The sequence below is a fragment of the Tenacibaculum sp. M1.3A genome (assembly GCF_057732375.1).
In genome coordinates this window covers 268,288-289,260 of record NZ_JBYJEF010000002.1, presented here as the reverse complement: position 1 = coordinate 289,260, position 20,973 = coordinate 268,288, and the positions used below count along the sequence as shown (strand labels likewise).

Sequence of the window (20,973 nt, the reverse complement as noted above, 5' to 3'; positions counted from 1 at the left end):
ATAAATTACTTACTTTTTTAACAATAAGTAATTATTAACTTGTACTTATTACACTTTTTTATTTTTCAGACTGCCAAGTAACAAAAAAATGTTGGGACATTAAAAAAAAACGAAGGTTTTTACTTCTTTTTCTTCTTTCTAATGCTATTTCAAGTACTTATGATTGTAAATCTAGTAAAAAAAACACAATTTAATTAATTTCTCCTCTTAATGATGTTTCAAAATAGTGCTTAAATTGTTCTTTTGATAGCTTTTCGCCTAATAAATACATCATTTTTGCTACTGCTGTCTCGGTTGTTATATCTTTTCCGTCTACAATTCCGATACGTTTTAAGTCTGAACTTGTTTCATAATGACCTAAAATAACACTTCCACCTGCACATTGAGTAACATTTACAATATATATGTTCTGGGCAACGGCTTTTTCTAATAAATTGATAAACCATTTTTCTGTTGGAGCGTTTCCTGCACCATATGTTTCTAAAATCACACCCTTTAAGTTCGGTATATTCATAAAACTTTCTACTACAGATGCTGTTATACCTGGAAACAGTTTTAAAATAGCAACATTATTATCTAAATTTTTTCTAAAAACAAGCTTCTCTTCTTCTTTAATTGACCGAAACAATACAGGGTAATTAAAATTTAAATGAACTCCACTTTCAGCCAAAGGTGGATAATTCATCGATGCAAAAGCTTCAAATTGCTCTGCATTTATTTTTGTCGTTCTATTTGCTCTGTATAATTTATACTCAAAATACAACCCTACTTCCTGAATTACTGGTTTTCCGTTTTCGTACGTTGAAGCTACTTGTATCGAAGTAATTAAGTTTTCTTTTGCGTCGGTTCTTAAATCTCCAATTGGTAACTGAGAACCCGTAAATATTACTGGCTTATGTAAATTTTCAATCATAAAACTAATTGCTGATGATGTATACGACATCGTATCTGAACCTGTAAGCACTACAAAACCATCAAACTTATCATAATTATCAGCAATAATTTCTGCTATATCAATATAATAATTTACATTCATATTTGAAGAGTCAATGGGCTCGTCAAAAGAAATAGTAGAAATGTCACAATGTAATTGTTGTAATTCTGGAATTTTACTAGATATCTGACTAAAATCAAACGCTTTTAACGCTCCGGTTTTATAATCCTTAACCATACCAATGGTTCCTCCTGTATATACTATTAAAATTTTTGGCTTATTTGACATTATGACACTTTTATTATAGGTAATTTAATAATGGAATAATTTATGTTGTAAATTTATCAAACAAAATTGATACAAAATTTTAAAACCAAATAAATTATGATAGGATTTTATATTCTAATAGGTATTATCTCTTTATTCAGCTGGATAGTAAGTAATACACTTAAAAGAAAGTTTAAAAAATATTCGCAAGTTCATTTACGCAATGGAATGAGCGGAGCAGAAATAGCTCAGAAAATGCTAGATGACCATGGTATTAACGACGTAAAAGTTATTTCTACACCAGGTATGTTAACCGATCATTACAATCCGCAAAACAAAACCGTAAATTTAAGTGAAGGTGTTTACAATCAAAGAAATGCATCGGCTGCTGCAGTTGCTGCTCACGAGGTTGGCCATGCCGTACAACATGCAAAAGCCTATCAATGGTTAACAATGCGATCTAAATTAGTACCTATCGTTAGTATTTCTTCTCGTTTTTCTCAATGGATGATTATTGGAGGTATTATTTTAGGTGCCGGTGCTGGTCAGCCAGGAATTGGACAAATGGTTGCTATAGGTGGACTTGTTTTTATGGCAATGGGTACGTTGTTTAGCTTTATTACCTTACCTGTTGAATATGACGCAAGTAACAGAGCGTTAGCTTGGTTAGAAAACAAGCACATTGTAACTCGTGAAGAATTAGCGGGTTCTAAAGACGCCTTAAAATGGGCTGCAAGAACTTACTTAGTCGCTGCACTAGGTTCTTTAGCAATGCTTTTGTACTGGGCGTTACGTATTTTAGGAAGCAGAGATTAAGTATCTTAGATACTTTTACATTTACTTTTAAATAAAAAAATGCTCTCGGAAAACCGAGAGCATTTTTTTATACTTATATATTTATCCTTAAAGCTTAATCATTCAACTTTAAAACTGCCATAAATGCTTCTTGTGGAATTTCTACATTACCAACCTGACGCATTCTTTTCTTACCTTTCTTTTGCTTTTCTAATAACTTACGTTTACGTGAAATATCTCCACCATAACATTTTGCTGTTACATCTTTACGTAAAGCTTTGGTAGTTTCTCTTGCTATAATTTTTGCTCCAATTGCAGCCTGAATAGGAATATCAAACTGTTGTCTTGGTATTAATTGCTTCAATTTTTCTACAATTTTCTTTCCAATTGTATACGCATTATCAGCGTGTAATAATGCTGAAAGTGCATCAACAGGGTCACCGTTTAATAAAATATCTACACGAACTAATTTAGACGTTCGCATTCCTATCGGAGAATAATCAAAAGAAGCATATCCTTTTGATACTGTTTTTAATCGATCATAAAAATCAAAAACAATTTCTGCCAATGGCATATCAAAAGTTAATTCAACTCTTTCTGTAGTTAAATAGGTTTGATTTACGATTTCTCCTCTTTTTTCAATACAAAGCGACATTACTTGTCCGACAAAATCAGCTTTTGTTATGATTGATGCTTTTATAAAAGGCTCTTCTACTTTTTCTAATCTAGACGGATCTGGTAAATCTGTTGGATTATTCAACAAAACAATTTCCGTAGGATTTTTCTTCGTGTATGCGTGATAAGAAACGTTTGGTACTGTAGTAATCACAGTCATGTTAAATTCACGTTCTAAACGTTCTTGAATAATTTCCATATGTAACATTCCTAAGAATCCACATCGAAAACCAAAACCTAACGCTGCCGAGCTTTCTGGCTGAAATACTAAAGAAGCATCATTTAACTGCAACTTTTCCATCGAATTACGTAATTCTTCGTAATCCTCAGTATCTACAGGATAAATACCTGCAAAAACCATTGGTTTTACATCTTCAAATCCATCAATAAGGCTCTCAGTCGGATTTTCAAAATCAGTAATAGTATCACCTACTTTTACTTCTTTTGCAACTTTAATTCCGGTAATTAAATATCCTACATCACCGGTTTTCACCTCTTGTTTTACTACTTGTTCTAGTTTTAAAGTACCAACCTCATCTGCTTTATATTCGGTACCTGTTGACATAAATTGAATACGTTGGTTCTTTTTAATTGAACCATCAATTACTCTAAAATACGTTTCAATTCCTCTATAAGAATTATAAACAGAATCAAAAATTAAAGCTTTTAAAGGCGCATCAGGATTTCCTGTTGGTGCCGGAACTTTTTTAATAATTGCTTCTAAAATGTTCTCGACTCCAAAACCTGTTTTTCCACTAGCGTGGATAACATCTTCAGGATTACAACCTAATAAATCTACAATATCATCTGTAACCTCTTCTGGATTTGCAGATGGTAAATCAACTTTATTTAAAACCGGAATAATTTCCAAGTCGTTATCTAAAGCCAAATATAAATTAGAAATTGTTTGCGCCTGTATACTTTGCGCAGCATCAACAATTAACAAAGCACCTTCACAAGCTGCTATTGAACGAGATACTTCGTAAGAAAAATCTACGTGCCCAGGTGTATCAATTAAATTTAAAATATAATCTTCACCCTCAAACGTATAATCCATTTGAATTGCGTGCGACTTAATGGTAATACCACGTTCACGCTCTAAATCCATACTATCTAATAACTGCGATTTTTTTTCTCTCTCAGTTACCGCTCCTGTATAATCTAGTAATCTATCGGCAAGTGTACTTTTACCGTGATCAATATGTGCAATAATGCAAAAATTTCTTATTTTCTTCATGCGTCGTATTTCTAGCCTCTTATGACTGACAAAGATACTTTATTGAAAAACGTTGTACAATTAAAAATTTATTCAATAAAAAATAAAAAGTAACTTTGCACCATGGTAAAAATTGGTAATATAGAACTTCCGGATTTTCCGCTATTATTAGCGCCGATGGAAGATGTGAGTGATCCACCGTTTAGAGCATTGTGTAAAGAGAACGGTGCTGATGTTGTTTATACTGAATTTATTTCTTCGGAAGGACTGATTCGCGACGCTGCAAAAAGCGTAATGAAGTTAGATATTTACGAAAAAGAACGTCCTGTTGGAATTCAGATTTTCGGTGCAAACTTAGAATCGATGTTAAAAACGGTAGAGATTGTAGAAAAATCGAATCCTGATATTATTGATATCAACTTCGGATGCCCCGTTAAAAAAGTAGTTTCTAAAGGTGCTGGTGCAGGAATTTTAAAAGACATTGATTTAATGGTGTCTCTTACTGAGGCTATGGTAAAACACACCAATTTACCAGTTACCGTAAAAACACGTTTAGGCTGGGACCATGATTCTATTAAAATTGTAGAAGTTGCCGAGCGTTTACAAGACGTTGGCTGTGCTGCAATTTCTATTCACGGTCGTACACGTGCGCAAATGTATAAAGGTGATGCTGATTGGGCACCAATTGCTCAAGTTAAAAACAATCAGAGAATGCATATTCCTGTATTTGGAAATGGTGATGTTACTTCGCCAGAAAAAGCAATGGAAATGCGCGACAAATATGGCTTAGATGGCTGTATGATTGGTAGAGCTTCTATTGGATATCCTTGGTTTTTTAACGAAGTAAAGCATTATTTTAAAACAGGTGAATACTTAGCTAAACCAACAATTGCACAGCGAGTAGAAACAGCCCGTAGACATTTACAAATGGCTATTGATTGGAAAGGACCTGTTTTAGGCGTTTTTGAAACAAGAAGACACTATACAAATTACTTTAAAGGAATTCCGCATTTTAAAGAATACCGTATGAAAATGGTAACTTCGGATGATGCAAAAGATGTGTTTGCTGCTTTTGATGAAGTAGAAGCTAAATTTGGGAATATGATTATTCCGGAGATAAAGTAAGTTTATTTCTCAATAAAATCTTTAGAAATTCTCGAGCTTGCTACCTTAGATGCTATAAAACCCAGTATTGAAATTGTAAATATTACAACTAATAGATTCATCCACCTAAATTCAACTGGGTAAGCTAAATTTTCAGTAATCATAAATAACTCGTAACGTTGTTGTATTAACACTAATAAAATACCAATAGCAATACCTACAATCATACCAACTATTGTTAATAAGAACCCTTGTAGCACAAATATTTTTTTTATAGCATCAATACTTGCTCCTAAATTAAATAATGTTTTAAGATTTTTTCTTTTATCAATAATCATCATAATTATTGACCCGATTACATTAAATAAAGCTATTGCGAGTATTAAAGTGAAAATTAAATACGAAATAAATCGCTCAGTATTTATTACTTTATAGTATAAAACATTTAATTGAGCTCTTGTTTTAACACTAAAAGCTTCACCTAAATTATCTTGTAATTTTTCTTGAAAATCATCTAAATTAACATCCTTTTTTAACTTGAGTTCTATTCCTGAAATTTGATTTTCATCATAATTCAACAGCTCTTGTGCAGAAGACAACTCAGTAAAAACGTATTTATTCTGAAATTCTTCTGACCCTGAATAAGCACCAATAACCTGCGTAGAAATTGAATGAAAAGCATTATTAACATTTACAAACCCTTTACCAGGCTTTGGCACCATTATTTGTAATGGTTCACCAAAATTAGCAACATTAAGTGAGAGTTTGTATGAAATTCCGTAACCTATAACAGCCGTATTTTTAAACTCAGGATCTACCCAAGTTCCCAGCGCTAACAAAGTATCTACAGGAATTATATCCTTATAATTTGTATCAACACCTTTTATAAAAGCAACTTGATTTTTATCCTTATACTTTAAAAAAACACGTTCCTCAATTGTTTTTGAAATTGCTTTTATTTGAGTATTCTGAAGTAATTCTTGATGAATTTCATCAGAATACTTAAAAGACTTTCCTTTTACAACTGTTATTTTAATATCAGGATCTGATACTTTAAGCAAAGAATCGCTAAAAGTTCTTAAACCTGAATACCCCGATAAAATAACAAACAAAGCTAAAGCCCCAACAACAACACCAAAAACTGCAATAAATGTAATTATATTTATGGCATTGGTGCTTGTTTTAGAAAACAAGTATCTTTTAGCTATGTATAGAGAAAAATTCAAATTATTAATAAATCTTAATTAGCAATGTAAATAAAATTTATTAACGCTTTTGACGACGTGGTAAAACATCTGGATTTTTAATAGGATCTATATCATCACCTTTTAAAGACTTATCAATATCTTCGATATAATCTAAACTATCATCACCAAAAAACAATAATTCTGGCATTCTTCTTAATTGATGTCTTGTTCTTTTCGCCATTTCATGACGAATTAATGGTGTATTAGATTTTACTCCACCAACAATTTCGTCTCTTTTATCAGAAGGAAAGACGCTTAAATATACTTTTGCAACTCCTAAATCGGCAGTAACCGAAACTTTAGATACAGATATTATTACACCCTTCATTCCATCTTGCGCAGCACGTTGTAAAACATCTACCAAATCTTCTTGCAATACTCCTGCAATTTTTCGTTGTCTATTAGTTTCTTCCATGTTGCAAATTTACGGATAAAATTACGGAGTGTAAATTTTATTTTTCACGGCATATATTACCAATCCAACCCGGTTTCTAATATTTAGTTTTGTAAATAGGCTATCGCGATAACCATCAATAGTTTTGGGGCTTAAAAACATTTTTTCGGCAATCTCTTTATAAGTCAACTCAGAACAAGCTAACTTCATGAATTTCATCTCATTATCTTTAAAACACACATTGTTTTTTCCGTTTTTACCAGAAACAGAATCTAATAATAATGTCGTTACATTTCTTGTGTGGTAAAAACCGTTATCCATCATTTCTAACAATGCTTTTTCTAACACTCCTTTTTGGGTGTCTTTAAGCAAATACCCAACGGCTCCTGCTTTTAGCATCTTTAAAATCGTATTATCAGCATCTTCAACCGATAATGCCATTATATGCACTTCTGGGTGATGTTCAACAATCCACTCTGTGGTTTCAATACCATTCATTATTGGCATGTTTACATCTACCAAAACAATATCAGGTATATTTTTGGGTGATTCTGAAAATTTATCGGCAACTTCTTTACCGTTTTTGCAGGTGTATAATACTTTAAATTTATCAAAAGTATTTACCATTCCTTCAATAGCTTGCGACAATAATGTATGATCATCTACAACTACAACTGAGTATTTCATAATTAAGTAGGTTTGGTTACTATTATGTTGTAGGGGGAATTACACTTGGTTTTCTAAATATAATAATTTATTATTAAACTTGTTCCTTTTTTAGGTTCTGATTCCATTTTAACTTCTGCTTTTATTAATTTTGCTCTGGCTTTTATATTTTGTAAACCAATACCTTTAAGTACGTTTTTATCCGCCTCAAAACCAATACCATTATCTTTAGAAATAATTTTTATAACATCTTTGCTATAAGATATAGAAACATCTAGCTTAGAAGCCTTAGAATGTTTTATCGTATTTGAAAAAAATTCTTGTAACATTCTAAAAATTATAATTTCATGCTTCTGATTTATTCTTCTTTCTTTTCCTGTAATCATTAAACTTGATTCTATATAATTTAATCGATTAAATCGTTCTATTTCTAATTTTAAAGCTTCTATTAATTTTATGTTTTTGATAAAACCTGGATTGATTGACTTAGATAATGCTCTTATTTCTGCTAAACTTTTTGTGATAGTATCTGATATTTCACCTATATTTTCAGGAGAAGCATGCTGCATTTGTATTTTTGCTAAAGTTAAAAGTTGTCCGATATTATCATGTAATTCCCAGCTAATATTCCGCAAAGTTTCTTCTCGTATTTCTATTTGAGTTTCAGTAATTTCTTTTTCATAGCGTTTTTTATTTTCTGCTCTTTCTAATAATAATTTGTTTTTACGGCGTTGAAAAACGGTAAATAAAACAATTACAAAGATTATAATTGCCATTAAAATAAGAGTTGTAATTACTAATATTCTTCCTTCTTCTTGCTCCATATTAAACCAAATGAAATAATAATATTCATGATAATAATCAAAATATTTAAAACAGGAAATAAATCTCTACTTTTCATATAACTAACTAAGCTAAAAAAAGGTATTGAAGGTAAATAAAAAACTAAAAAACCTACTGAGACCCAAAAAGAAAGCATTTTTTTATAATTCAAAATTTCATCAGAGAGCAACAACTCTCGTAGATAAAGAAATACTAACAAACCTATATTAATTGCTCCTATAATTATAGCGGTATAAAAGAAGCTTTTATTATATAGTATTAAAAACCATGCTACTAAAAAAGTTATTAAAAAGAAATTAGACAGCTTTAACCATGCTTTATCTTTAATTAAATCATTATACATTTTACGAATTATTATAAGTTCTAATAATATATATATCTGGTGATGTAAAAAAACAGGTTTCTCTGTAATAATACAATAAGCACCTATCGATTCTACAATAACAGTTATTATTAAAAGTAAGGCAAGCCACTTTGCAAATGTTTTTTTTGTTTGCAAGAAAAACACTGCGCCTAGTATGGCAGCTATATATTGGGATAGTAAACTTAAATTACTTAATAAATCCATTTTTCTTTAATTAAAAGGAGGTGTTAGGGTTCCTTTATTTCCCACTCCACTTAACTCATCTTCTCCTAATACCGTGCTTTCTTTATTTTTATTTAATGTTTTTAAAGCATAATCGTAATTTTTTCTTTTTCCTGCTTCAAAGTTATCTTTTGTATTATAAATCCATTTATAACCATTTAAGGCTAGCATTTCTTTAAATGTAACTAATTTACCTTGCTTAGCAGACTGCACAGGATCAAAAGCTATTTGCTCACCATTAATAGTTGTAGTAGGTATATAAATTAAATCTTGATAACTTTTACCCGTATTACTATAGTTTGGTTTAGCTGCTGCGATAAAACTAATACCTGTTATATTTATTTTAGCCTTTTTACTTAAGTTTTCAATTCTTCCTAAATACTTTTTAAACTGAATAAAATTATAATTATTAATACGAGAATCTTCATATCCTAGCGCTTTTTCTAAAGGAGCAATACGTGTAGTATCATAACTTTTTAACATTGCCACAATCTCTGTATAATTTAACATCTCTTTTGTTCTTCCTTCATCAGCATAACAAAAAGCACCTTCTGGTGTTTGATCTTCTTCATGTTCACATTTGCATTCATGCCTTTCACAAGAAAGCATACAAGCAATAAAAATTAATATGTAAGCAGTAATGAATAACTTAAGTAAATCAGATTTTTTCATAAAATAAAAATTTATAAAATACTTTTTAAATATAACTACTTATTTTTTAACATTCTCTTATCGATAAAAAACAAAAATTAGCAAACCACTAAAAACAAACACTTTACCAAATTACTTAATAAATAAAATAGGAAAAACACCTTTACCTAGACAAGGTTTATGCTACTTACTTTTAATGTGATACACTCTTGTTTTTTCATTAGTATTATAACCAATAGATTTTATTATTTTTACAAAATGAATAAAATAGAACACATTGGTATTGCCGTTAAAGATTTAGAAAAATCAAATGAATTATTTGCTGCTCTTTTCGGAAAACCTCATTATAAAACCGAAGAAGTAGCTAGTGAAGGCGTAAAAACTTCTTTTTTTAAATCTGGCCCTAATAAAATTGAACTATTAGAAGCCACAAAACCAGAAAGCCCAATTGCTAAATTCATAGAGAAAAAAGGAGAAGGTGTTCACCACATTGCTTTTGCTGTTAGTGATATTAAGACCGAAATAAAGCGCTTGCAAAAAGAAGGTTTTACGGTACTAAACGAAACTCCAAAAAAAGGTGCTGATAATAAATTAGTTGCTTTTTTACACCCTAAAACAACAAATGGAGTTTTAATTGAATTATGTCAAGAAATCGAGTAATTCATTCATTTAAAACTTCCTAAATATTTGTATCTTGCAAAGTTTAAAACGCATATTAAACAATGACAAACTCTTTTGATTCTTTTCAAAAACGCCGTTTACAATCATCATATGTTTCTGTAGTCGTAAGTATTGCATTGGTACTTTTTATGATGGGGTTTTTAGGCTTAATTTTACTGAAATCTACCAAAGTAGCGAATCACTTTAAAGAAAAAGTGGTAATGACTTTATTTTTAAAAGATGATGTAACCGAAAAGCAAGTAACTAAATTTAAGGAAACACTTAAAAAAGAAAACTTTACAAATAAAGTAGTTTATATAACTAAAGATGAAGCCGCTAAAACCTACAAAAAAGATTTAGGGGAAGATTTTTTAAAGTTCTTAGGAGATAATCCTCTTAAAAACGGAATTGACATCTACTTAAAAGCTGCTTTTGTTACTCCTGAAAAAATGGATGAAATTAAAAAATCATTTGATAAAAATAATTTTGTTGCAGAAGTAAATTACGACAAACCTTTAGTTCAATTACTAACAAAAAACATTAAAAAAATCAGCTTTTGGTTATTAGTTTTAAGCGGTTTTTTTGCTTTAGTAGCTATAATATTAATCAATAGTTCTATTCGATTATCTATTTACTCAAAAAGATTTAATATCAAAACCATGCAAATGGTTGGTGCTACCAAAAGCTTTATTCGTAAACCTTTTATTTGGCAAAGTATTAAATTAGGTGTTTTGGGTGCTTTCATTTCTTTAATTGGCCTGGCAATTGTAATTTATTACACCAATAAATACATCCCATCTTTAGAGTTATTAACCGATTATATTTCTTTAGCCTATGTAGCTGGTGGTGTTTTATTCACAGCCTTTTTTATTACATGGATAAGCACTTTTTTTGCCACACAACGTTTTTTAAATTTACAAACGAACGATTTGTATTACTAAGATTATATGAAAAAAGAAAACACCCCGAAACAAGAATTTTTATTCGGCAAACGAAATTACATCATTATGCTAATAGGTGTAGCTGTTATTGCTTTAGGTTTTATTTTAATGGCCGGTGGCGGTAGCGAAGACCCAAATGTATTTAATAAAGAAATTTATAATTGGCGCAGAATTCGTTTAGCACCAACTTTAGTTCTTATTGGTTTAGGTATCGAAATTTATGCTATTTTTGCCAACCCTAAAAAATAAGTATGGATTTATTAGAAGCTATTATTCTTGGAATTATTCAAGGTCTTACCGAGTTTTTACCCGTTTCGTCAAGTGGGCATTTAGAACTTGCTAAAGCTATTTTAGGAGATACATCTGTACCCGAAGAAAGCTTAACTTTTACTGTTGTGCTTCACTTTGCAACCGCTTTAAGTACTTTAGTTGTTTTTAGAAAAGAAGTTGCTGAGATTTTTAAAGGATTGTTCCAATTTAAATGGAATAGCGAAATGAAATTTTCATTAAAAATTATTCTTTCTATGATTCCAGCAGTAATTATCGGGTTATTATTTGAAGAACAATTAGAATCTTTTTTTGGCGGAAAAATACTATTTGTAGGTATTATGTTATTAGTTACAGCTGTGTTATTATTATTTGCTGATAAAGCTCAAAACACCAACAAAGAAGTATCTTTTAATAGCTCAATAATTATAGGTATTTCTCAAGCTATTGCAATGCTGCCTGGTATTTCTCGTTCAGGAGCAACTATTTCTACGTCTGTTTTACTTGGTATTGATCGTAGTAAAGCAGCTCGGTTTTCATTTTTAATGGTAGTACCACTTATCTTTGGTAAAATAGCAAAAGACTTACTTAGCGGAGATATTAATTTTCAATCTTCTGAAATCGCTCCAATATCAGCAGGTTTTATCGCTGCTTTTTTAGCAGGTTTAGTTGCTTGTAATTGGATGATTGCACTGGTTAAAAAAAGCAAATTATCATATTTTTCTATTTACTGCGCGATTGTAGGATTAATCGCTATCGGATACTCTTTATTAAACTAATATGAAAACGGAAGAAGATTACAAAAACGGACAAGTTTTATTGATTGATAAACCACTAGAATGGACTTCTTTTCAGGTAGTAAATAAACTACGCTGGCATATTCGCCAACGTTTTAACATCAAAAAAATAAAAGTTGGGCACGCAGGTACTTTAGATCCATTAGCAACTGGTTTGCTAATTATTTGCACCGGTAAAAAAACTAAGATAATCGATACGTACCAAGGGCAAATAAAAGAATATACCGGTACTATTACTTTAGGAGGAACAACACCTAGTTATGATTTAGAAACAGAGATAAATGAAACTTTTGCTACTGATCATATCACAAAAGAATTAATTCATGAAACAACCAAACAGTTTACAGGAGTAATTCAACAAAAACCGCCTATTTTTTCTGCTATTAAAAAAGAAGGGAAGCGTTTATACGAGTTAGCAAGAAAAGGTGAAACTACCGAAATAAAATCGAGAGAAGTTACGATTCCTGTATTTGAAATAACAAACATTAATGCCAATAATCTTGATTTTAGAGTTGTTTGTAGCAAAGGAACTTACATTCGTTCGTTAGCATACGATTTTGGAATTGCTTTAAATTCTGGCGCTCATTTATCGGCATTAAGAAGAACTAAAATTGGTGATTTCCCTGTTGAAGATGCAGTAAGTGTAGATGCCTTTATAAAATCTTTAGAAGTAGAATAGAGTTCATAACAAATTAACATCATAAAAAAAGACTGAAGTATCAATATTTATTAAATTAATATTCCAGTCTTTTTTCAATTAATTAAGATAGAGAAAAGTGTATTATGACTTTTTCTTCTTTAAAAATCGATTATACCAGCTTTCTAAAATTGGTACTTCCCAATGATTTTCTAACTCTTGTTTTGTTTGAATTAAATTATCAAAAACAATCGTTTTTTCTGTTACAGCTTTATTTTTAATCAACTTTTTAAAGTCTTTAAGTTCTTTGTATTGTGTATACTCACCTTGCTTAAAACACACATTCATTCTATCTAACAATTCAACTTCGTATTGTTGTTGCAATTGCAATATAAAACCAACTTGCGTATCAATATCAGTGTTAGACAAGTCTACATCTTCTTCTGCAGAAAAAATAATAAAACGATTATATTTCACATCAAATGAAGCTTTAAAATTTTCATCTTCTGATTTCCAGTTTTCAGTAAAAGTTTTTAACTGCTCATTTAATCCGTCTATTTCCTGCGGATAAAATTTTCTACTACAAGGATAAATCCAAACTTTTGCATCTTCTGATAAACTACTAAAATCTACTAACATAATTATTTTTTCTAAACCACAAATATACAGAAAACAAAACCTCCTTCTTGAGAATCAAAAAGGAGATTTATTATTTATAAAAAGCGATTGTTATTTTAAAAATGAAACAAGATTTTCCTGAACATCTTCACCCTTATTTTTATTATACCAAACCTGTAAGTCTTTTTTAAAATCAGCATCTAAACTACCATGCTCTGCTTTATAATCGGCTACCATTTTAGTGGCAATGACTGGTCTTGGGCCCCAAGTATCAATAACTTCATTATTCTTGTTTAAAGCTATTAATTTAGGTATCGATCTACCGCCGTTGGTTAAAAACTCATCCATCAGCTCAAGATTCTCATCTCTTAACACAACTTTTAATTGAATGTTAGCATTTTCTTCAGCTATTTTATTAATAACAGGTAAGTTTTGAGCAGCATCACCACACCAACCTTCTGTTAAAACCAACCAAGTTTGAGGCTCTTTTACTTCCTTAAGCTTAGCTGTGGTAGCTTCTGAAATCTTTATAGTTTTATCTAAACGCTTCATTCGCTTATCGTTTAACAAACTATAATTTAATAAATCGTCAGACTGGTTTGGCCCTGTTGATTTACCTTGCTCTAATAAATTTTTTACTAAAATTCTATATTCTGAATATGAAATGGCTTTTTTTAAACTATTTTCTATAATCTCTTTCATCTTACTTATCTATATAATATTTTTTTTTCTGTTTTAAGTATTATAACCTAGGTTAAAATACTTAAAACAGCGATAGTATAGACGTGCTTAACTTTAAAAACTTACACTTCTTCTAGCTTTTGCTTTTCTAGTGCTTTTAAATTGGTAACAATATCATTTGTCATAGAAGCTAAATCAAATTCATGACGCCATCCCCAATCTTTTCTTGCGTGAGAATCGTCTATAATTTGAGGCCAACTATCTGCAATTGCCTGTCTAAAATCTGGCTTATAACTAATTTCAAACTCAGGAATGTATTTTTTAATTTCTGCGGCAATTTCATTCGGTGTAAAACTAATTGCTGCCAAATTATATGATGTTCTTGTTTTAATTTTTTCTGGATCAGCTTGCATAATTTGAATTGTTGCATTAATCGCATCATCCATATACATCATTGGCAAACGTGTATTTTCTGATAAAAAACATTCATAAGTTCCGTTTTTTATAGCGTCAAAATAAATATCAACCGCATAATCTGTTGTTCCTCCACCAGGTAATGTTTTCCAACTAATAATACCAGGATAACGAATACTACGAACATCTACTCCATATTTTTCATGATAGTAATTACACCAATGTTCACCAGCTACTTTACTTATTCCGTAAACTGTTGATGGTTCCATTATGGTTTGCTGAGGCGTATTAATTTTCGGTGATGTAGGACCAAATGAAGCCATTGAGCTTGGCCAATATACTTTTTGAATATGTTTCTCTCTTGCCAACTCTAAAACAGCTAATAAAGACGTCATATTTAAATCCCATCCTTTTAAAGGATGTTTCTCTGCTGTTGCAGATAGCATTGCTGCCATTAAATACACTTGTGTTACTTTATATTTCTCAACGACTTCAAAAATTCGTTCTTTGCTTGTAGCATCAATAATTTCGAAAGGCCCAGAGTTCATCATTTCTTGGTTTCCTTCTCTAATATCAGAAGCTATTACATTATCTCTTCCGTATAAAGAACGTAGCTTTTGAGTTAGTTCTGTTCCGATTTGCCCGCAAGCACCTAAAATTAATATAGTATCATTCATTCTTAAAAGTTCAAAAATATAGGATTGCAAAGTTATTAAATTTCATAATTCGTAAAAAATATTTCTACTTTTTTAATTATCAACAAAATAACAACATAAACTACTGATTACAAACTTATAATTTTGTTCTTATTCATAAACCAAGTAAAATATGTACTTTTATCACTTCAATTTTTAGTGATGAGATACTTTTTATTTATTTTATTTTCTGTTTTATTAATCTCTTTTTCTTGCAAAAAAAAAGATGTTAAAAAAAATGATCCTGTTAAAAAATCAGCAATGGATGTTGTTATTAAGAACTCTAAATACGCACATTTAGATGATGCTTCTTCGAAAGAAATAAAGTTATGGAAAGAATATTTTATAACTGCTGATTTCTTACAAAAACTAGAAAAAACAAACCCTACAGAGTCTTTAAACAATGCTATTGAGTTAAAAAAACTGACAAAACAATTAAAGGATAGTTTAAATATAAACATACTTAAAACACCTGCTTTTAAAGCACGTATAAATGTTTTTGAGAATGAAGTTTTAAGATTGGCTGATATGACTTACATTCCGGCGATTACAGCTACAGAAATAAATACACAAGTAGCAAAAATCTTATCGCTTTATGGTAGCATGAATACCAAAATAAATACTGTTTACGCAAAACAAAGATTCGATAAAGCTATAAAATTAGATAGCCTATTTAATTTTAAATAGTTTTTAAAGCCTCATATACTAAGTTGCTCTCAAAACCTCTATACAATAAGTAATCTGCTATTTTCTTTTTTCTCTTAAACACATTCGATTCGGTTACCAAATCATTCTTTTTATCTAACAAACTATATAAAGTTGCGATATAGTCTTCTTCGTTGATTTCTTTTAATGCTGTTTTTATATTGTATGCTGATATATTTCTGAATTTTAACTCTCTAACAATTCGTTGTTTTCCCCATTTTTTAATTCTGAATTTTCCTCTTGCATAGCTTTTAGAAAAGCGTTCTTCATTTAAAAAATCATCTTTTAACAAACTTAAAAGAATCATCTCTATAGCTTGAGGAATTATACTGTACTCTCTTAATTTATTTTCTACTTCTTTATGACAGCGATCTTGATAGGCACAATAATCTTCCATTTTTCGTTTAACCTCATCAACAGTAAAAACTTTTTTATCCATAGTTCAAAAATAAAAAAAGAGTTGAAAGTACAAATACTTTCAACTCTTTTTGATTAACAAAAATTAAAAAAACATATTATACGTTTCTCTTTGTCCACATTTTAAACTTTGTAATTAAAAAGAATAATATTGGCACCGCAATTAACGTTAAAAAGGTTGCAATTAACAAACCATAAATTACAGTCCATGCTAATGGACCCCAAAACACAACGTTGTCTCCTCCCATATATATTTTAGGGTCAAAATCTGCGAATAATGAGAAAAAGTTAATGTTAAGTCCGATTGCTAACGGAATTAAACCTAAAATAGTTGTAATTGCTGTTAATAATACCGGACGTAAACGAGCTTTACCTGCTCTTACAATTGCTTCAAAAAGATCATCTGTTTCTAGGTAGGCATCTTCATCTAAACCTAAATCATTTTTCTTTCTATCAATTAATAACTGTGCATAGTCTAACAATACTACTCCGTTATTTACTACGATACCTGCCAGAGAAATAATCCCCATCATGGTCATCATAATAACAAATGCTGAACCTGTAATTACCATTCCACCAAATACACCGATAAGGCTTAACAGAATCGAAATCATTATAATAGTTGGCTTTGAAATAGAGTTAAACTGGAAAATTAATATGAAGAAAATTAAACCTAAACCAGTTAATAATGCTCCCATTAAAAAGGCCATTTGTTTATTCTGCTCTTCAATTTGCCCTGTATAATCTATTTTAATATTTTTTGGCATTCCTTCAAACGATTTCATTTCGTTTTGAACTTGATTTACAATTGCACCAGCATCTGTAAAACCAGGTGATAATTGAGAGTAAACAGTTACAACTCGTTTTAAATCTTTGTGCTTAATAGCACTAAAACCAGAATTATTACTATGTGCTGCAACTGCAGAAATTGGAATTTCTTTTAAACTACCTGTATTATCTCTAAAAGTAATCTTTTGATTAAAAATAGCACTTGTATTATACCTGTTCGCCTTATTAAAACGCACATATATATCGTAATCTTCACCATCTTCTTTAAAAATACCCGCCTTAGAACCGAAAATAGAATTACGAATTTGCTGTCCTACTTGTGATGCGTTTACACCCAGTTCACCAGCTTTTTTTCTATCTACAAGAACTTGCATTCCTGGTTTATCTTTATTTACATCTATCTTAATTTCATCTACTCCAGGAATATTTCTAGAGGTTATAAAATCTCGCATTCTTTCTGCAATAACAATTAACTCACTATAATCATCTCCTTCAATTTCGATGTTAATTGGGGCACCTGCTGGTGGACCGTTAGCATCTTTCTCTACAGAAATTAAAACCCCAGGATATATACCTACTAATGCTTCTTGTACTTTTTGACGCAACAATTCGCTATCTTCTCCTCTACGATATTTATATTCTCGCATAGAAGCTGTTATTTTTCCTTTATGTGGTAACTCCCCACCTGAACCTGCATCAACAGCAGGATTACCTGCTCCTTCACCTACTTGAGAAACATTACTTTCTACTAAAAAATTATAATCACCATCTGTATATTGCGAATCATTTAAAACAACAGCAACCTTTTTCTCTATTTGCTTGGTAATTTTATTTGTCTTTTCGATATCTGTTCCTTGCGGATATTCGATATAAACAATAATTTGATTTGGTTTGTTATCTGGAAAAAACTCAACTTTAGTACGTTGTGAAGCTAATGAAGCTCCAAAAGCAATAAAAGAGATAATAAGTAATGCAAAAGTTCCTCCTACCAGCCAATATGGTGCCGACTTAGATAAAGCTCTACGAAGTTGGCGTTCATACCAGTTTTCTAAACGAGGTAATACTTTTGTTTGAAAAGAGTTTGCCCACTTACGTAAAAACATCCTGTATGCCCAAAGCATTATCGCTGTAAAAAACATTAATGTTCCTAATCCTCTATACACACCTCCTACTAAGAATATTAAAACTCCAATTACAGCTATAATTGCTGTCATTGTAATTATTTTCTTTAAAGGCATATCTTCATCTTCTGTACTCATAAAGTTAGAAACTAAAACAGAGTTAAAAAAGATAGCTACTACTAATGATGAACTTAATACAATAGCTAAAGTAATTGGTAAAAGTTTCATAAACTCTCCCATTACTCCCGGCCATAAACCTAACGGAATAAAAGCTGCCACAGTTGTTGCGGTTGATATAATAATTGGAAAAGCAATTTCTCCGATACCTTTTTTAGCTGCTTCGGTTCTACTCATTCCTTCTTCATCCATTAAACGATATACATTTTCTACAACAACAATACCGTTATCTACCAGCATTCCTAATCCCATAATTAATCCGAAAAGAATCATGGTGTTTAATGTATAGCCTAACATGTTTAAAATCATAAGCGACATAAACATCGACATCGGAATTGCAAATCCTACAAAAATGGCGTTTTTAAATCCTAAGAAAAACATTAAGACTATTACCACCAAAATAACTCCGAAAATAATATTATTCACCAAGTCATCAACTGCAGCAATTGTTACCGATGATTGATCATTAGTTATAGTAACTTCTAAATCTGGCGGAAATACGTTATCCTTGGCATCTTGCACCATTTTTTGAATTTGTTCTGCAGCTGCAACCATGTTAGAACCTGCACGTTTTTTAACGTCTAACATAATAACTTGCTCTCCATACTGTCTTGCATACGTTGTAATGTCTTTTTCTTTAAAAAACACCTCAGCAACATCTTTTAAGTAAATAGAACTTCCTTTTTCTGACTTTACAACAAAATTTTCTAAATCAGCTGGTTTGTCTATTTCTCCTAAAATACGAATCGTACGACGCTGCCCGCTTGTAATTAAATTACCCGCTGACATTGTTGAATTACCTCCGTTAATTGTATTTATAATATCACTAAAACTAACTTTAGCGGCTTGCATTTTATAAATATCTACAGCTACTTCAACTTCTTTATCTTGTACACCACGAATATCTACTTGTTTAATTTCTTGCAATCCTTCAATTTCATCTTGAAGATATTCTCCAAACTCTTTTAATTTACCTACAGTATAATCTCCAGAAATATTAATATTAAGTATTGGCATTTCTTCGCTCATACTTAAAGCAAAAACATTAGGCTCTACTTTAGCACCGTTAAAGGTTGGCCAATCTTCACCAGATGTTTCAGAATCTATTTCATCTTTAACCTTTTGTTTGGCATCTTTTACCTCGATATTTTCATCAAACTCAACAATTACCATAGAGTAATCTTCTTGTGATGTTGATGTAATTTCTACAACATTACTTACCGTTTTTAATTTTTCTTCTAACGGATCTGTAATCAATTTTTCAATATCTTCAGCTGTGTTTCCAAAAAACGGAGTGCTTATATATATTTTTGTTTCTTTAATTTCCGGGAAACTTTCACGTGGCATTTCAAAAAAAGCAGAAACACCTAAGTAAAATATAACAGCCATAACCACATACATTGTAGTTTTGTTATTAATTGCCCAAGAGGATAAACCAAATTCTTTATCTACCTGTTTGTTCTTTTTAGACATATTTATATTTTTATTGGTAAATTTAAATTAGTTTAAAACTTGTACTTCTTGACCGTTCTGAACACTACGAGCACCTTCTTTAATTATTTGATCCCCGGCTTTAATACCTTCTAAAACCTCTACAACATCTCCTTGTGTTTTACCTGTAACAATAATCACTTGCTTTGCCTTACCTCTTTTATCTTTTAAACCTGTAACAACATACACATACTGTTCTCCTTTTGCATTTTCTGAAATAATACTTTGAGGCACCAATAATGCTTTATCATTAGTATAATCGTTAATTTTTAACTTAGCACTTAAGTTTGGCTTTATATTACCGGCTTTATTATCTACAGCTATTTCTACTTTAAAAGTACGGTTTGCCGGATTTATAAAGTTACCAGCTTGGCGAACTGTTGATTTTATTTTTTCTCCTAAAATTGGAAACTCAACATCAACACTTTTTCCTTTTTTAATAGATGTTATATACGTTTCTGGCACAGCTGTTTCGATATACATTTTAGAAAGGTTTACGATTCTAAAAATTTCTGCTCCCATTCCTGGCGCAACAACAACTCCTTGTTCTTTTATAACATCATCTATAACACCTGTAAAAGGTGCTCTTATTACCGATTTTCCTAATTGCCTTTTTAATTGGCTTACAGCATTTTTCTGTGCTTCATACTTCGTTTTAGCTTGTAGAAACTGTATCTCAGAACCTATTTTCTGATCCCATAGTCGTTTTTGACGCGCGTATGTAGTTTCTGCTAACGTAGTTTCTACTTCTATTTGAGCAAGTTGATTAGACAATCCTCCATCATCAATTTTAGCTAATATTTGTCCTTCTTTTACGTATTGTCCTTCTTTTACGTAAATCTTAGTCAATTGCCCAGCCATTTCAGGATATATTAAAACATTTTGTTTTGTTTTAACATCACCTTGTAATTCTAAATAGTGATTAAATACTGTTTTTTTTGCTGATAAAACAGTTATTAAAGGCACTTTTTTAGTTTTATCTAGCGTAGCTATTTTAGCATCTAACGTTTTAATATTTTCTGATAGTGTTTGCACTTCAGTATTTAATTCCGTTTTTTTGGCGCGTATTTTCTCTAAATCATTAGAGGCGATTACATCTTCTACAGATTGTTTTTTATTACCTCCGCAGGAAACTAAAAATAGTGTTATCGCAAGAATTGAATATATATTTTTCATTATTTATTA

Annotated in this window: 22 protein-coding genes; 8 read left to right on the top strand and 14 right to left on the bottom strand. The window is 30.7% G+C overall.

Annotated elements, in window-relative coordinates; translation table 11 throughout:
• Nucleotides 1–190: 190 nt before the first annotated feature.
• Nucleotides 191–1,222, bottom strand: a complete 1,032-nt coding sequence (locus AC28QF_RS03955; protein WP_488200665.1) for an asparaginase — start codon at nt 1,220–1,222, stop codon at nt 191–193.
• 96 nt (nt 1,223–1,318) lie between these two features.
• Here AC28QF_RS03955 and AC28QF_RS03950 point away from each other — a divergent pair, with 96 nt between their 5' ends.
• Nucleotides 1,319–2,017 (top strand): zinc metallopeptidase, encoded by a 699-nt coding sequence (locus tag AC28QF_RS03950; RefSeq protein ID WP_488200666.1) that lies wholly within the window; start codon nt 1,319–1,321, stop codon nt 2,015–2,017.
• 94 nt (nt 2,018–2,111) lie between these two features.
• Here AC28QF_RS03950 and lepA read toward each other — a convergent pair whose 3' ends face one another.
• Complete coding sequence (gene lepA / locus AC28QF_RS03945; RefSeq protein ID WP_488200667.1) at nt 2,112–3,908, bottom strand: translation elongation factor 4; 1,797 nt, start codon at nt 3,906–3,908, stop codon at nt 2,112–2,114.
• A 102-nt stretch (nt 3,909–4,010) separates the two neighbouring features.
• On the opposite strand from lepA, the gene dusB reads away from it, so the two are divergent.
• Entirely contained in the window at nt 4,011–5,012 is a 1,002-nt protein-coding gene (dusB, locus tag AC28QF_RS03940) for a tRNA dihydrouridine synthase DusB (protein ID WP_488200668.1), read from the top strand.
• A 2-nt stretch (nt 5,013–5,014) separates the two neighbouring features.
• Here the strand turns inward: dusB and AC28QF_RS03935 are convergent, their stop codons facing one another.
• Genes AC28QF_RS03935 through AC28QF_RS03910 form a run of 6 tightly spaced genes read right to left on the bottom strand, consistent with a single transcriptional unit; the run spans nt 5,015 to nt 9,399 of the window.
• Nucleotides 5,015–6,217 carry an ABC transporter permease gene (locus AC28QF_RS03935; protein WP_488200669.1) on the bottom strand — a complete coding sequence of 401 codons (1,203 nt, stop codon included), beginning with the start codon at nt 6,215–6,217 and terminating at the stop codon, nt 5,015–5,017.
• Between the two features lie 40 nt (nt 6,218–6,257).
• Nucleotides 6,258–6,653 carry a 30S ribosome-binding factor RbfA gene (gene rbfA, locus AC28QF_RS03930; RefSeq protein WP_488200670.1) on the bottom strand — a complete coding sequence of 132 codons (396 nt, stop codon included), beginning with the start codon at nt 6,651–6,653 and terminating at the stop codon, nt 6,258–6,260.
• A 21-nt stretch (nt 6,654–6,674) separates the two neighbouring features.
• Entirely contained in the window at nt 6,675–7,319 is a 645-nt protein-coding gene (locus AC28QF_RS03925) for a response regulator transcription factor (protein ID WP_488200671.1), read from the bottom strand.
• A 53-nt stretch (nt 7,320–7,372) separates the two neighbouring features.
• Complete coding sequence (locus AC28QF_RS03920; protein ID WP_488200672.1) at nt 7,373–8,122, bottom strand: sensor histidine kinase; 750 nt, start codon at nt 8,120–8,122, stop codon at nt 7,373–7,375.
• Nucleotides 8,095–8,709 (bottom strand): hypothetical protein, encoded by a 615-nt coding sequence (locus AC28QF_RS03915; RefSeq protein ID WP_488200673.1) that lies wholly within the window; start codon nt 8,707–8,709, stop codon nt 8,095–8,097. The genes AC28QF_RS03920 and AC28QF_RS03915 overlap by 28 nt, the downstream gene beginning before the upstream one ends.
• 6 nt (nt 8,710–8,715) lie before the next feature.
• On the bottom strand, nt 8,716–9,399 hold the full coding sequence (locus AC28QF_RS03910) for a hypothetical protein (protein WP_488200674.1): 684 nt from the start codon (nt 9,397–9,399) through the stop codon (nt 8,716–8,718).
• 237 nt (nt 9,400–9,636) lie between these two features.
• Here AC28QF_RS03910 and mce point away from each other — a divergent pair, with 237 nt between their 5' ends.
• From mce to truB, 5 genes are all read left to right on the top strand, one after another.
• Nucleotides 9,637–10,038: a methylmalonyl-CoA epimerase gene (mce, locus tag AC28QF_RS03905; protein ID WP_488200675.1), complete on the top strand. Its 402-nt coding sequence runs from the start codon at nt 9,637–9,639 to the stop codon at nt 10,036–10,038.
• Between the two features lie 62 nt (nt 10,039–10,100).
• Nucleotides 10,101–10,979, top strand: a complete 879-nt coding sequence (locus tag AC28QF_RS03900) for a cell division protein FtsX (RefSeq protein ID WP_488200676.1) — start codon at nt 10,101–10,103, stop codon at nt 10,977–10,979.
• Nucleotides 10,980–10,985: 6 nt separating this feature from the next.
• Entirely contained in the window at nt 10,986–11,228 is a 243-nt protein-coding gene (locus AC28QF_RS03895) for a DUF3098 domain-containing protein (protein ID WP_488200677.1), read from the top strand.
• Between the two features lie 2 nt (nt 11,229–11,230).
• Nucleotides 11,231–12,025, top strand: coding sequence for an undecaprenyl-diphosphate phosphatase (locus tag AC28QF_RS03890; RefSeq protein ID WP_488200678.1), 795 nt, complete (start codon nt 11,231–11,233; stop codon nt 12,023–12,025).
• Between the two features lies 1 nt (nt 12,026).
• Entirely contained in the window at nt 12,027–12,722 is a 696-nt protein-coding gene (gene truB, locus AC28QF_RS03885; protein ID WP_488200679.1) for a tRNA pseudouridine(55) synthase TruB, read from the top strand.
• Between the two features lie 102 nt (nt 12,723–12,824).
• On the opposite strand, the gene AC28QF_RS03880 is transcribed toward truB, so the two are convergent.
• The 3 genes from AC28QF_RS03880 to AC28QF_RS03870 all read right to left on the bottom strand — a co-directional run bounded on the left by AC28QF_RS03880 (nt 12,825) and on the right by AC28QF_RS03870 (nt 15,070).
• Nucleotides 12,825–13,319: an ABC transporter ATPase gene (locus AC28QF_RS03880; RefSeq protein WP_488200680.1), complete on the bottom strand. Its 495-nt coding sequence runs from the start codon at nt 13,317–13,319 to the stop codon at nt 12,825–12,827.
• Nucleotides 13,320–13,409: 90 nt separating this feature from the next.
• A complete protein-coding gene (locus AC28QF_RS03875; protein ID WP_488200681.1) occupies nt 13,410–14,000 on the bottom strand; it encodes a thioredoxin family protein in 591 nt (196 codons plus the stop codon).
• Between the two features lie 101 nt (nt 14,001–14,101).
• On the bottom strand, nt 14,102–15,070 hold the full coding sequence (locus AC28QF_RS03870) for an NAD-dependent epimerase/dehydratase family protein (protein ID WP_488200682.1): 969 nt from the start codon (nt 15,068–15,070) through the stop codon (nt 14,102–14,104).
• Nucleotides 15,071–15,250: 180 nt separating this feature from the next.
• On the opposite strand from AC28QF_RS03870, the gene AC28QF_RS03865 reads away from it, so the two are divergent.
• Nucleotides 15,251–15,775: a hypothetical protein gene (locus AC28QF_RS03865; protein ID WP_488200683.1), complete on the top strand. Its 525-nt coding sequence runs from the start codon at nt 15,251–15,253 to the stop codon at nt 15,773–15,775.
• On the opposite strand, the gene AC28QF_RS03860 is transcribed toward AC28QF_RS03865, so the two are convergent.
• The 3 genes from AC28QF_RS03860 to AC28QF_RS03850 form a co-directional block, all read right to left on the bottom strand.
• Nucleotides 15,768–16,232: a regulatory protein RecX gene (locus AC28QF_RS03860; RefSeq protein ID WP_488200684.1), complete on the bottom strand. Its 465-nt coding sequence runs from the start codon at nt 16,230–16,232 to the stop codon at nt 15,768–15,770. The genes AC28QF_RS03865 and AC28QF_RS03860 overlap by 8 nt on opposite strands.
• Nucleotides 16,233–16,308: 76 nt before the next feature.
• Nucleotides 16,309–19,770 (bottom strand): efflux RND transporter permease subunit, encoded by a 3,462-nt coding sequence (locus tag AC28QF_RS03855; RefSeq protein ID WP_488200685.1) that lies wholly within the window; start codon nt 19,768–19,770, stop codon nt 16,309–16,311.
• Nucleotides 19,771–19,797: 27 nt separating this feature from the next.
• Nucleotides 19,798–20,964, bottom strand: a complete 1,167-nt coding sequence (locus tag AC28QF_RS03850) for an efflux RND transporter periplasmic adaptor subunit (RefSeq protein WP_488200686.1) — start codon at nt 20,962–20,964, stop codon at nt 19,798–19,800.
• Nucleotides 20,965–20,973 lie beyond the last annotated feature (9 nt).